The following is a 13,438-nucleotide window of genomic DNA, read 5'->3' on the forward strand; positions in this document are numbered from 1 at the left end:
TATACTGTACACAGCGGCACACATTGTCGCTTAGCGCCGGCAGTTGTTTTCCGAACTACCGTGGTCCAGCCCATGAGCAGCCAATCCTCTCAGGCCGGCGCTGAAGATATCGACGCAGCCACCATCGACGGTGATGTGGTCGGAATTAGCCCTGGGCACGGGGAGCTTGCAGCTCTTCTCAGTTGGCATCACGCCTTCAAGCGAGACCAACTGACCGCAGGTGTTTCATTTGAGCCCGTGGGCCTGGATTTGGAGCCATCCGCAGTGATGGGCTCGCTCATGCAATACGCGCGCGAGCATCGAATGCAGCTCAGCGGCTCCGGTTTGATTCTCGATCTGGAAGCGCAGGCGCCAGCCCCCGCATTCCCAACCCTCATCGATCTCCACGACAAGTCGAGACACGATGCGACGTCGTACGCACCTAAAGACTATGCCGATGGGAGCTCTGCAGGCCGCCATATCGGCGAGATCGTTGAAGCCTTCCCGAACTCGCGCCAGGCCTGTTGGCTCCTGAATGCCACGATGGTTCGAGCTAGTCTTCAGATGGCGACGTTTGCCTATGGCGACCCCGAGGTCAAGCTCAATCAGGGCGACCGACCGCATCAGGTGCTCTTCACTTCTTCGGATCGAGTCGAGGCGGTGACCATTGACAAGTCCACGAGCCCACTTTCATTTCATCGCGAGGTGCGCAAGGCGATCCAGGGAATATGGCGCAGCCGCTTGGCTGCAACCGCCAACCAGGTCTCGAATGAGTTTGCGGATTCGCTCGCAGAGGCTGGGCTCCAACAGGCGCACGTAGCAAGGCTTCGGTCGTACGTCTTGGACTTCCTCAATGATGCCGAGCCCTATGCAAAGCTGAGGAGCTCTTCGGCCGCATTCATCAACATCCGGCGTATCTCCGAGGCCTGCGTGCCTGTGGTGGAGTCCCTGGATAGAGTGGCCATCCGCAATGCCCTTAGGCATGGCGCCTCGGGCTTGACTTGGAACGGTTACGAGATCCACCAGGCGCCGGCAATCAAGGAAGAGATCGCCGCGTTCGAAAACCTTGGCGCCTTGGCCTACTCCCGCTATTCGGCGGGTCTTCTTGAGTTGCTGAGTGCGGCCAGCTCACGACACGTCGGCTTCGGATTTGGCTTCGCCGGCGACCCTGCCGACTCCGCGAGGGCGGAGGCCCGCTTCACTGGCGAATTCATGAAGTCTCTTTCAGAGGGATGCTCTGAACAAGTCCTGGAGACCCTTGCTGCTTCGTCCCCTCGATATTTTTGCGGGATTGCTACCAGCCACCAGGGGCGCCCCTCACTGGCAGAGCATGTTTCGGGACCGCGGGGCCTCGACAACCAGGACTACTTCGCAACCGCTCAGGTGGCCGGGGCTCGCCTGGCGAATGCCTTGAACCAGGTCGCCGCTTCTTCTCGGGCTCGGGCCTTTCTGCCATGGACTCGAGTCCTGATGTCCGAGTCGGCTTATGAGCTCATGACTGACCCGTGCAGTGACGAGGCAGCGAGTCGCGGACTCTCCGGGCTGATTCAGTACGCAAACACCAGGCGCTCGAAGGGGGATGTATCCGATCAGGTCATTTTCCAGCTGCCCTCCAGGGATGAGCTGCTGGACGCCCCGGATGGATGCCTTGTCGCTTCGATTCAGGCGATGCGCTTCGACAACCTGGCGCGCTCTGCTGCCGCTGGTACGCGGTCCGCCCTGAAGCTTGTCACCGACTTCCTTGCGGCGATGGCGTCTAGTGAGTCGGCGCGCATTCGAAAGACGCCAACGGAGACCTCATCAAAGTGGACGCCCAAGCTTGCGGCGCTGCGCTTGCTCAATGACATGGAGCCCAACCTCGAAAGCGGCTTCAGGCTCGGCCTCCTTCATCCCCAGGGTCGCGTCAATCTTTGGTCACAGGCAACGGTACTTGGTAGAACCAACGAAGGCTTTTCTCGCGGCCGGCTGGAGCACGCAACTGACAGCTACTTTGCTTTTGCTGTGCGCGGCAAAGGAACTCCCGAGGGTGTAGCTCCACTGGTCTTTCAGATCCATGTGCCAGCCGATATGCGATTCAAACCGCTGGCCAAGTCGTCTTCCAAGAAGGATCCAGCATTCAACCTCGAGCTGACTGACATCGCCGGAACAGGTATCACCAAGGCCATGATGCGAGTGGGCCCCTCCCCTCTGAGCGAGGCCCTGCACAGCTCGCTCGCCGATGAGCAAAAGCTTGAGCTGGCTCGGATGGCCAAGAACCTCAAGGCGACGATTGCCCGGTTCCCACTGCAGGCTGCTTGCCTGTTCCCTGCCGCGGCCGTATTCGTGCTCGCTGGTGGTCGACTCAATGACTCAGGTCGCCTACCCGTTCTTGGCGGGTCAACCGCCCTGAGGCTCGCCAGGTGCACTCTCGGTACTGGCAACCCGGCGGCCATGGAACTCATTTGCCGGAATGCAGGCCGCCCTGCGGCCGTGAGCGCCTCTGGTGTTGGTCTGCTGGATATCGCGTTGGAATGCCCAGACGCGAGTCACGCCGAATCGGCGCTGCGGGGCCTAAAGGCCAACGGCAAGCTAGCAAGCGGTGAGTTGGCTCAGCTGGTGCAGCGCAGTCTTGGAAAACTGACCGAACGCCACCCGACCCTACTTTCCGCCGCTCTCGAGCTTGGGGCAATCGCTGACCCCCAGATGCTTAAGGCCTGGACGAGTTTGCATCCGCATCGCAAGACGCCAGAGCTGTCAGCTCAAGTAGATGCTGCCTCCATGGCAGCCGTCATCGCCACTCGCCTGTCCGCCGCCAATGACACCGGTGACGGCACCAATCAATCACCCCAGCCAACTGCGCGCCGGCGCGCGCGGGCCCTCTAAATTTCCGAAAGGACCGTATGCAAGCCCCCGACCAGACCCAACCCACGAGCCCGAAGCGACTTCTCACGACCGCGCAGGGTGCAAAAGTCATCCTTGGCGGCACGAGCCCGGAGGCCTACTGGGGATTCAGCTTCGACTACTTCGTCACGCGCCTCCAGGAGGTCATGATGAAGAACATCGGCAACCCGGCCGAGGCGCCCTGGCGCCGCCACATCGACTTCACCACCCAGGACTTCCTGGAGCTGGAAAACCTGGTCAATGGCATGGACTTCGTAACCAACCCCGCTCACCTCCTGGACCAACCGCTGGCCACCAGTTTCGTGCGCCGCTGCGACCTGGTGGGGATGCACGGGGGCGTCAACGGCATCGGCGTAGGCAAGGACACGGTCGCCAACGCGATCAAGCCGGATGGTTTCATCCCCATGTCATTTGCGGACACGCTCAAAGCCTCCCTGAGCATGACCTACGGGCTGCCGATGAGGTTTGTGACTGACCGTCACCTCAAGGAAGTTCCGCTGCCAGGGACAAAATTCACTCCCCGCCGATTGATGCAGCTCTGGGGAACGGAAATCGGCCGGTCGATCCAGCACGATCTTTGGCTGAAGCGCCACCAACTGCGGGTCGCCTCGGCCATGCATGACCTGCCACGCATCGCCCAAGAGCACCCGGAGCGGATCTCTTCGACAAATGGCATCCGCGTTTCGGTCCCCGATGTCCGGTTTGCTGACGAGGCTGCCTACGTTCGCGACCTGGGCGGATTCATTGCCTGGATCTCGCGCCCGAGTTTGGCTACCGTTGCAGCCAAGCTCTCCAATGGCCACGTGTCCGAGGCGGGCATCCCAACCCACCCGACTGACATGAGCCTGGTCAACGAGGGAGCGATGGAGGCTTTCCAGGCCCGGGCCAGGGCGGAGATCCTGGATCGCTTCACGCCCGCGCCGTCTGTAGCACCGCGCCGCCCAGCCCCTCGGGTCCGTTGAGAAAGCCCCCGAAGCGAGGCCTAAAGCTTGCGGCGGAGTCTAGCTGGGGGCTTGGGCGTCTCAGCCGGGGGGCTCACCTGGCCGATGATGCTTTGCATCGAAAGGCGCCGAACACTGGCACCGATTTCGTTTGACATCCGATCCTCGAGCTCGCCATTGCCAAAACGCCTGGCGTACCAACTGGCCGAGTGACCGCTGGCGTCTGGTTGGTCGTAGTCGGAGCCTGCGTTCACAAGTGCTGAGGCAGCACGTGACTTACCCCACCAGTAGGCCAGCATCAACGGGGTCCGCTGATACACATCGCCTGGCTCAGACGACTTCAGCAATTCGCTGAGAACTCCGGACGAGTCCATGGACTCGATGAGCTTGCCGTCGTCATTGCGGATTGCACTCAAGAGTGCATCCCAGTTTTGTGCGTGAGGGTGTTGCATTGCTATGGTGTATTAGATATACTGTACCACGTTGATTCTTATACGTCACCCGGCCGAGGCCCTTGCCTACGTGCCAACCAGGTGCGCATTGACATTCACTCTACCCCTCGCGGACCGGTTCACCGAGTCCATTGAGATGGGCCCCGTCAACCTAGCTGCGCACCCTTGGAGATCCCATGTCGGATATGACCTCGAATAACGCCGATGCCCAGAGCCCGTTCGTCAACTTCACGTCGGACCAGGCTCGCCAGCACTTGCTGCTGGACATTGCGCGAACCTTCAAAGGTGTCGACACCATCGTCGATGCCAAGATCGATGCTCATGCGGCCCAGATCGCTGGCCATCCCGATGTGAAGCGCATCCCGGCTCGCATGAAGGGAGAGCCGCGTGTGCCGTTGTATATGGAAGGCGAACCTGGCGTCGGCAAGACGACCCTGATTCGTGCAGCCATCATCGACTTCTGCAAGATCGTGGGCCTGAACTTCGTCGAGAACCCTCCCGACGACTACCAGTTCACGCCGAACGACTTCTACTACGCGACGGTCAATCTGTCCGGCAAGACCAACACCATGGATATCGGCGGACTCCCGTCCAAAGGTGAACTTCGCCCCCAGGTTGGACAGGACGCGCGGCGTCGCTCTTCTGACGCTGGTAGCTGGGTCCTCGAGCAAGTGTCTGCGCGCTCCAAGATGGGCGCCGGCATGGGTGGCCTGCAGATCGCTGAAAGCGACGAGTACAACAACGGTCCCTTGCGGGTTCGTGACGTCACTTTGAAGGGTGAAGCCGACAAGGTCTCTCTGGTGGTGAACTCGCTGATCCGTCAGTTGATGGCTGAATCGAAGACCAAAGGCGCCAGCCTGAACTTGCTGCAGAAAGAAGACTCGCCTCTCAGCGACCGTCTGTCTATTCAAGTGAGCGTTGGCACCGCCGGGACCCGCATTACGACGATGGTGCCGCAAGAGGTGGATGCTGAAGCCGAATACGTGGCCGAGATGCTGCCGAACCGTCGCTTTGCGATGGCAAACAAGGCGCGTTTTTGCCTGTTCAACTTCGACGACGTGGCCAATGCGTCCGAGGCGGTGCGCAACGTGCTTCTCGAAGTGGCTCAGAGCAACCGCTACTCAGGTGTCATGGACATCGGCAACGCGCTTGTCACCTTCACCGGCAACATGGGCGCAGAAGACGGTACCAACACCCAGTCCGAGCAGTCTGACGCCGAAGTGACCCGCGTCTTCAAAGTTCGCGTTCGCGATACACCCAAGGATTGGGCGCGTCGTGTTGCAACGAAGTATGCCGAGGTCGGTGATTGCCTGTTCTCGGCATTCATCCATAAGCACGGAAATGAGGCGGGTGTCTTCCGCGACGCTATCGGCGACAACCGCACTGAGCGCGGCATCCCGAAACCCAACTCTCGCTCGCTTGAGAACGCTCTGGCCAAGGTCCTGCCATTCTTCATCATGGCTCGCGAAGGCGGTGTTAGCCCGACGGTCTTCCAGAACGAAATCGAAGTCATGGTCAAGGGTACGGCTGGCGCCCATGTGGCCAAGAAGTACAAGGCCTTCGTGATGGGCATGCTGACCGAGGCCATCCCTCTGGCTGACCAGATGATGGAGACAGGGAAGCTCGATGAGGCGAAATTTGGCAAGTATTGCGGCGCAAACGCCAAGGCCTCCGAGCAAGACTTCACTTTCCGTTTTGGCACTGCCGTGGCTGACGCATTCGTCCATCGCATCGCGTTCTCTGACGAGGCGCGTGCCACTGGTAGCGACAAAAAGGCTCTGGCCTCTTTGATCGACCAATCCACTGCCCGCATGTGCGTCGGTTTGGCTGCCATTGAGCCTGGTCAGATGACCTACACCCTATCGCGTGTGATGTCGCGCCTTGGTGGCATCGCGAAGCTGGGCTCTCATGACGGTGTCGAAGTGAAGCTGGAGCAGGACACGATCAACGCAATGGCGAACGGTTTCGCTCGCAGCGTGCAGGCCGGCAACTGGCATGCCGACATGGTTGAGTCAGCCAAGTCGGATTTCATCTCGACAGTTTCTGGCTCCAACACCACGAAGAAGGCAAAGAAGGCCTCCCAGCCTTGATCGGACAAATCCAGGGGAGTTGCGCTCCCCTGGTCTAGCGCTTTCTGCGCCTGAACGAGATTTCAATTCAAGCCGCACCCATCGCGGCATCGACTACTGACTGTCCTCGTACAGGAACTCCGATGAAAGCCTCTGCCATCGAACAGCCCAAGACTCGCGCCAAGCAAAAGACAAAGCCGGCATCTGCCGGTTGGTCGCAGCTGGCCCTTTTTGGCGACGACAGCATTGATGTTGTCAACATGATTGACCAGCTGGACACGGCTGAGGGTGAGGTGTTGGTGGCCATTGAGGCTGATCCGACTATTCTGGCGGGAGCATCAGGCGAGGCCGCGGTCGGGATCAAGGACGCGCTGACCCTGGCTCGATTCATGAAGTCGGCTGGCAATCCCGAAGGCGTCGTTCGCGAGGCCCTGGAAGTCTCGAACGCCGGCTCTTCTGTGGTTCTTGCACAGATGGCCAAGGTTGAGGCCATAGTCGATGAGGCACCAATCGATCTGGACACCGACGATGAGTTCGAAGAGATCGTCGATGGCGAGCATGATCTGGGTGACGACGTTGTATTGAATGCTGACCCCGAAGGCGCTGACGGTGAGCGTCAAGAACGAAAGTTCGACCACGCAAGCGAGGCATCTTCAAGCGCGCTTGCCTTGCTGATGAAGCGAGTCCGGTTGGACCGATATGCACCCCTCACGGCCGAAGAGGAGGCTGCTCTGGCCGTCAAGATCCAGGCTGGCGACATCGAGGCGCGCAACGAGCTCGCGCAGCACAACATACGTTATCTGATCTCTCACGCTCGACGTTTCTTGTACACCGGCCGTTCGCTGGAATGGCTTGTAGCCGCTGGTCAGGTCGGCCTGATTACGGCCGCTCAGAAGTTCGATCCAGCTCGCGGCCGATTCGTTGCCTGCGCCCAGCAATGGATTCGCCAATCAATCCAACGCGAGCTCGGCGGCGACAATTTGATGAAGACTCCGGCCTACATGCAGCCGAAGGCAAACCGACTGCGTCGTGAAGCCGCTGTTGCCACTTCCGACATTGATCGAGCAAAGCTGATTACGCAGGCCGAAAGCCTCGAGCGGGAGATTAAGGCGCGTCGTTCGACTCAGGTCAGTATGGATGCCAGTATTGGCGGGGATTCCGACTCGGACTCGGGCAGCATGCACAACTACCTCGAGGCGGAATGCGAGGGTCCCGAAGAGGAAATGGAAAAGCGCCGCCTAGTCAGCCAACTGATGAAGTTCGCCGGCGAGCTGCCAGACGCGCGCCTCAAGGACATCTTCCTCATGCGTATCGGCCTGCATCCGGAGCACTTTGGTGATCCTCGCACGCTACAGGATGTTGGCCAGCACTTCGATGTCTCTCGTGAGCGGATTCGCCAGTTGTACGTCGATGCGGCTGAGAAGGTCGTCCAGAAGGTCGTCAATTGGGCCAAGGGCGAGGACAACTTGCCCGAAGGCTTCCGCAAGGGAATCATGAATCCCGGCCGCGGCTGATCTCCCCACTTCCCATAAAGGGCGCACAAAGTGCGCCCTATTTTATTGGTAGAGCGACATCACATTCGATTCGGTTTGACAAATCGTGTCACACTGTGTATGGTATATCTTGTACGCGCTTGGAATGCGCACAGGACCCGGGGCGATAGACCCTTTGGTCGCTCACGACGGTCACTTCTAACTCTCAAACACATGCACTCTCCTTTGCGAATCATCATTGCATTTGCCGTCGCGGCAACAGCAATGGCGGGAGCCTCCGCGGAACCTATCACCATCATTGCTCCTGCGCCTCTGGCGGCGGCATCCGGCGTTTCATCGCAACCATCGGCTGTTCCTGATGTGGTTGGAGCGCAGGCCGCACCTAAGTCGGTGCCCTGGTCCATTGAGCGTGGCGAACGTATCGATCTGGCCCTGCAGCGCTGGGCGGCCACCGCTGGCTGGAGCCTCAACTGGGTCCCTCTCGTGAGTTGGGAGTGCCCGGCTCGCGTTGAATTCAACGGCGACTTCACCTCTGTCGCCATTCAGGTCATCGAGGCACTGAATCAGGATGGCAAGCGCCTGCGCTTGCGGATCTTCGATAGCGGCCGTTACATGGAAGTCGTGTCTGATGCTGCCAACTAAGTCCCTTCTCTGCGCGGCCCTGTCCGCGTCGCTGCTGCTCTCGGCTTGTTCGACCGCACCCTACCTTCGGCCGGGCGAGCGTCCGCCAGAAGAGGCTGTGAACCTGGCTCAGACTCAGATGGTTAAGGCCGCTGCTGGCTCACGAGGTGCGGTGGACCGCTTCTCTGGTCCGAAGCTGGCTGGCAAGGAGGTGCGCATCACTGCTGCGGCCGCGCCTGCCGCCAAGTGGCTAGATGAGCCCTTCATCTACGTGTCAGACGCTCAGAACCTTGTGGAAGTGCTGCAAAGCGTTTCCGAGCAGGTTGAGCATCGTGTTCGCGTTGGTTCGATGGATGATGACTGGGCCGATGGACAGAAGCTCAAGCTTCCATTTGCGGTTGACTGGCGCAAGGGAACATTGAGCTCGTTCCTGTTGCATATCGCCGGTCGCCTCAACGCAAGCTGGCGCGTCGTCGATGGTGACATCGAGTTTTTCCAGAATGAAACGCGCTCGTTCCAGGTTTCTTTGCCTCCTGGTTCACGGACTATGAATAGCTCCTTGACGCTGGGGTCAGCCGGTGGGGGCTCGTCTGGAGGCGGTAGTGGGGGTGGCGGCGGAGGTGGAAGTGGCGGCGGCTCTCAGTCGACTGTCAGCAGCTCACTCACCATCAACACCTTTGAAGCGGTGCTCAATGGAGTGAAATCGCTTGTCAGCGGTGAAGCAGGTGGCGATCAAAAGAAGTCTGGCAAGTCCAGCCAGGTGGTTGGCAATCCGGAGTTGGGGCTCATCACCGTAACGGGCCGTCCAGCCATGCTGGAACGTATTGCGCGCCATATCGAGTCGATCAACGACCGCGTCGCCCAGAACGTTTTTGTGCAGATCAAGGTGATGTCGGTCTCGATCAATAAAGACGACTACGTTGGACTGGGCCTGGATGGCATCCTGACCCGCGGGCTGAGCAAGGTGTCCCTGGAATCTCCCGCTGCGAAACCATCGGGCAGTGGCGCGCCGGGCTTCCTGACCTTGTCACGCACCGGTGGCGGCCTGGCCGGCTCGGAGGTCGTATTCGGCCTTCTTAAGCAGGCGGGCGAGGTCGCCATCGTTCGCAGTGGTCAGGTGATCGCGGCCAACGGACAGCCGGCAGGGATTCAGGTCGCCGACGAGGTGAACTACCTGGCGCAGGTGTCTACCTCTGTCGTTGCTAATGCAGGTGCGCAGACTTCGCTGACGCCGGGCAGCCGCACTGTTGGGTTCACTGCCTCGGTGCTGCCGCTCATCATGGCAGACAGTCGCCTGCTGCTGCAGTACACGCTGAACCTTTCCAGCCTGTTGGGGCTGACGCAGAACTCGTCTGGTGGTCAGACGATCCAGACGCCACAAATCTCGTCGCAAACCCTGCAGCAGCAGGCCTACGTTCGCGATGGCGAGTCCATCGTCCTGTTCGGTTTCGAGCAAGACCGCTCGGCCGCTGACCGCTCTTTGGGTATCGCTGGTGGCGGGTCCAACACCTCACGCAATCGTCAAGCCATCGTTATTGTCATGGACGTCGCACGAGTGGGGAATCGGTGATGAAAAAAAGCATGAACAAATTCTTCCTGATCCTTGCCAGCCTGCCCATGGTGGCCTCGGCCGCCGACACGGTCGGTAGCCGGCTGGATGCAATGTTGGACTTGAAGGCTCGCACAGAGCTGACTCGTCAAGAGAATGCACTGCGTGAAGAAATGATGCGCACCGGCGGATTGACACTGCCTAGTATCGTTTCAATTTCCGGTTCGTCATCCAACCTGGTGGCCCGTCTTCAGGTCAGTACCGGATCGCAGCGCGTCTTCAGTGTCGGTGACCATGTTGGCAACGGCTACAACATTGTGTTCATCAAGCCAGATGAGGTGCTGGTGGCCAAGCAGGCCTCCAAGGGAGCGCCCCTGAAGCTGATCTCTCTGTCCTTCGCGCAACCAGATACGACATTAGCTTCTGGCCGCCCATCAGTTCCTCCGCAGGCGCAATTCCCGGGCGTAGGCCCCGCTGCTGCAATTCCGCCTCTACCGACAGTGTTCAGCGTCGCACCTCCTGCTCCCGCAGCTCCGGCCAAATGAGCAGCGCAGTTGCCACCCAGTCTCTGGACATCGCTGGACGCCAGCTGCTGATCGGTGGCGCATGGCGCCTGGCCGACAGTCCTGCGGACGTTAAGGCTGTGCGCTCCCGGTTGCAGCCCGGCGGACTCGTCTTCGAGCTGCTGCACACGAGCGACCGCAGCGTTGTTGTCTATGCACGACCCAAGCGGCTGAAGAAGAATGCGGCAAGCGGCGGCGCCATCGTTGCCACTTTGGTGCCAAACGTCTTTGTTTGCCACCACCTGGATGCGGCAACTGTTTGGGTTTTTGCTGCTGTCAATGGCCATCCTCTTCCTGGCTTTGACAAGGTCGTGCGTCAGTCTGAGGTGGTGCAGATACTGGCTGAGGCTCGTCTCAGCGGTCAAGAACTCAAGCTGATTGGCGACGATCCGGCCGCGGACATGACCCTGGCCAACCTGCTTGGCGGCGCCGATGCGGCCTCGTGGTCTTCAGCCTCGTTAAAGACTCGCAATCCATGGATTTCCCCGGCTTTGGGCGCACTCAGTTGCGGCGTTGTCGTCGCGATCTACTTCTACCTTAGTGGTCGAGCACCTGAACAAGTAGCCGTAGTTGCGCCGGTTGTACCGGCCCCTGCAGTTGTTCGACCCCCACTTGCGCCCGCATCGGTGCCTGCTTCTGCTGTAGAAGTACCACCTGCTGAGCCGGTTCGCTTCTCTGCCTCCAGCGCAATTCGCGAGGCATTGTCTACGGTCCGCGAGCTTCCAGTCTCCGTGAAGGGCTGGGTCCCCACTTCAGCTGTCTGCAGGGTTAGCACCTCCGAGTGCGTCATTTCATGGACATCAACGCCCGGCTCTTTGCCAGAGAGTGCCAAATTCATTCCTGGCGTTGAGCTGAGTTTGGAGTCGGCCCTTGGGAAGCAAGTCAAGAGTCACCTGCGAATTGACTTCAAGCCATCAGGCCGCATCGTCATGCTGGATGAAGGTCGCCTTCTGAGTTTTTACTCCCTGGACACGAATCTTTTGTCCTCACCGGTGCCGTATACGGTTTCGGTCAGGCGAGCCGAGCGGTCGAATGGACCGCGTGGTCAGCAGGTCGTCGGTATCGACGCTTATGGACCACTTTGGGCTTGGGAAAAAATCGTAGAAGCCTTGGACATATCGACCGTCACCCTCGATGAGGTGACATTGAGTCAGATCACTACAAGTGATCCGCAACTGCGCCTCGCAGGCACCGCTTATGCCCTTCCGGCTTCACAGCAGCACTGATTGAGAAGATCTCCAATGAACTCTCCCGTACAAGCTCTCGAGCATTTGGCAGTCGCTGCCGCTGCCGCAACTCCCGTCGCTGTGGATCGGACTTTGGATCTCATCACCCGCCTCGAAGATGTGCCAACTGGGGCATTGCTAACGCAGGAAGATGGCGAGCTCGAGTTGAACGAGCTTCGTCGCCTGGATGTGGTTGTGATTGGTGTGTCACAGGGCTTCTCCATTGGTCTCTTCTCGGAAGATGTCTTTGGCCAAGCCCTGATGTATGACGTCATTGCTCAGGCCAAGGCAAATGAAATCGCCGTACAGCCGCGAATCGCTACCAAAGAGGTGATTCGCCTTGTCTATGAAGGCTCGGAAAAGGCATCAACTCTCGCCCCTTCTGACAGCACCAGTATTGAGCTACTGATCCGTAGCTTGATCGACGATGCATCAAATCGCAAGGCCTCGGATATCCACATCGAGACCCGCGACAACCGAGCTGATGTGCTGTTTCGAATCCACGGCGAACGCATCAAGATTTCGAGCTGGCCTTACGACACAGCAAAGGCAATGGGGCAAGTTCTGTACGGCGTTCACGCCGACGTCCAGTCCAAGAAGGTTGGCTGGGATATCTATGAAGTTTCCGAGGGCTCAATTGATTGGGTCACCGGCCGCAATGAGCGCTTGCAGCTTCGATTCTCGTCATCGCCGATCTTTCCGACCGGCAACTTCCACATCGTCATTCGTCTCATGTCGACCAGAGCGCAGCCGCGCAGTCTGGGTGCCCTGGGCTACGCTGACTCCCAGCTCAAGCCATTGAACACGTTTACCAACGGGTCTGGTGGCATGGTGTTGATGGTCGGCCCTACCAACAGCGGCAAGTCGACCACGATGCAAAGCATGATCGAGAACCTATACCAGGTACGTGGTCGTGAGACCAAGGTCATCACCGTCGAGGATCCGGTCGAATTAGTGATCCCTGGTGCTTGCCAAATTTCTGTTGGCCGCCAGCGTGTTCAGCAAGGCGAAGGCGACGAGTCGGCATTTACCTCCTTTTTGCGCGGGACTCTCCGGCAGGACCCTGACGTTGTCTTGGTCGGTGAAATCCGAGACCCTGACAGCGCAAGCATCGCCTGCAATCTGGCCCTGGCTGGACGCAAGGTGTTTGCAACCCTGCACACCAACTCAGCACTTTGGGCGTTCTCTCGTCTGCGTGAGATGGGGGTCCGCCAAGAGTTACTGACGATGCCTGGCTTCATTGCTGGCATCTGCTATCAGAAGCTTGTGCCGGTGCTCTGCCAGCACTGCGCTGTATCAGATGCGCCGATCAAGGGCCAGGATCAGCTCCAGGACTTCCTGCTGCAGCACATCGGACCCAAGACTCATGTCAAGCGACGAGGAGCCGGCTGCGAGCATTGTGGCAATCTGGGCATTACCGGGCGAACACTTGTTGCTGAGATTGTGACACCCAATCGGAATCTCTTGTCCGCTTTTGCGGACGGCGACTCGGCCAAAGCAGAATCCCTGTGGAGATCCGGACAGGGCAACCCGTCGGTAAGTGAGGGGATGGTGACCTCGCACGATCATCTGGTCTCAAAGATCCTGGCTGGCCTGGTCTCGATTGCCGACGCCAAAAACTACATCGGCGTCGCCGACGAATACCATTACACGCGAGGTGCCTGA

General features: G+C 59.3%; 9 protein-coding genes. All 9 read left to right on the forward strand.

All coding sequences use genetic code 11. The features are described 5' to 3' along the window. Positions 1-72 precede the first annotated feature (72 nt). The 9 genes from WG898_RS19095 (at position 73) to WG898_RS19135 (ending at position 13,438) form a co-directional block, all read left to right on the forward strand. Positions 73-2,841, forward strand: coding sequence for a hypothetical protein (locus tag WG898_RS19095; protein WP_339604370.1), 2,769 nt, complete (start codon positions 73-75; stop codon positions 2,839-2,841). A gap of 17 nt (positions 2,842-2,858) precedes the next feature. Continuing rightward, entirely contained in the window at positions 2,859-3,821 is a 963-nt protein-coding gene (locus WG898_RS19100; protein WP_339604371.1) for a deoxynucleotide monophosphate kinase family protein, read from the forward strand. Positions 3,822-4,428: 607 nt separating this feature from the next. Next, the gene (locus WG898_RS19105) at positions 4,429-6,342 is read left to right on the forward strand and encodes a P-loop NTPase family protein (protein ID WP_339604372.1); all 1,914 of its coding nucleotides are present in this window, start codon (positions 4,429-4,431) and stop codon (positions 6,340-6,342) included. Positions 6,343-6,464: 122 nt separating this feature from the next. Beyond that, entirely contained in the window at positions 6,465-7,835 is a 1,371-nt protein-coding gene (locus WG898_RS19110) for a sigma-70 family RNA polymerase sigma factor (protein WP_339604373.1), read from the forward strand. A gap of 192 nt (positions 7,836-8,027) precedes the next feature. Further along, complete coding sequence (locus WG898_RS19115; RefSeq protein ID WP_339604374.1) at positions 8,028-8,456, forward strand: TcpQ domain-containing protein; 429 nt, start codon at positions 8,028-8,030, stop codon at positions 8,454-8,456. Then, a complete protein-coding gene (locus tag WG898_RS19120; protein WP_339604375.1) occupies positions 8,443-10,005 on the forward strand; it encodes a secretin GspD/PilQ domain-containing protein in 1,563 nt (520 codons plus the stop codon). The genes WG898_RS19115 and WG898_RS19120 overlap by 14 nt, the downstream gene beginning before the upstream one ends. A gap of 11 nt (positions 10,006-10,016) precedes the next feature. Beyond that, positions 10,017-10,529 carry a hypothetical protein gene (locus WG898_RS19125; protein WP_339604376.1) on the forward strand — a complete coding sequence of 171 codons (513 nt, stop codon included), beginning with the start codon at positions 10,017-10,019 and terminating at the stop codon, positions 10,527-10,529. After that, positions 10,526-11,773: a hypothetical protein gene (locus WG898_RS19130; RefSeq protein ID WP_339604377.1), complete on the forward strand. Its 1,248-nt coding sequence runs from the start codon at positions 10,526-10,528 to the stop codon at positions 11,771-11,773. Before WG898_RS19125 ends, WG898_RS19130 begins: the two co-directional genes overlap by 4 nt. 15 nt (positions 11,774-11,788) lie before the next feature. Next, positions 11,789-13,438: a GspE/PulE family protein gene (locus tag WG898_RS19135; RefSeq protein WP_339604378.1), complete on the forward strand. Its 1,650-nt coding sequence runs from the start codon at positions 11,789-11,791 to the stop codon at positions 13,436-13,438.

The organism is Paucibacter soli (assembly GCF_037482845.1).
GTDB lineage: Bacteria > Pseudomonadota > Gammaproteobacteria > Burkholderiales > Burkholderiaceae_C > Paucibacter_B > Paucibacter_B soli.

Excerpts from the sequence above, each read along its gene's own strand:
- WG898_RS19130 (WP_339604377.1), top strand. The coding sequence starts at position 10,526 with ATGAGCAGCGCAGTTGCCACCCAGTCTCTGGACATCGCTGGACGCCAG.
- WG898_RS19095 (WP_339604370.1), top strand. The coding sequence starts at position 73 with ATGAGCAGCCAATCCTCTCAGGCCGGCGCTGAAGATATCGACGCAGCC.
- WG898_RS19125 (WP_339604376.1), top strand. The coding sequence starts at position 10,017 with ATGAACAAATTCTTCCTGATCCTTGCCAGCCTGCCCATGGTGGCCTCG.
- WG898_RS19105 (WP_339604372.1), top strand. The coding sequence starts at position 4,429 with ATGTCGGATATGACCTCGAATAACGCCGATGCCCAGAGCCCGTTCGTC.
- WG898_RS19135 (WP_339604378.1), top strand. The coding sequence starts at position 11,789 with ATGAACTCTCCCGTACAAGCTCTCGAGCATTTGGCAGTCGCTGCCGCT.
- WG898_RS19100 (WP_339604371.1), top strand. The coding sequence starts at position 2,859 with ATGCAAGCCCCCGACCAGACCCAACCCACGAGCCCGAAGCGACTTCTC.
- WG898_RS19110 (WP_339604373.1), top strand. The coding sequence starts at position 6,465 with ATGAAAGCCTCTGCCATCGAACAGCCCAAGACTCGCGCCAAGCAAAAG.
- WG898_RS19120 (WP_339604375.1), top strand. The coding sequence starts at position 8,443 with ATGCTGCCAACTAAGTCCCTTCTCTGCGCGGCCCTGTCCGCGTCGCTG.
- WG898_RS19115 (WP_339604374.1), top strand. The coding sequence starts at position 8,028 with ATGCACTCTCCTTTGCGAATCATCATTGCATTTGCCGTCGCGGCAACA.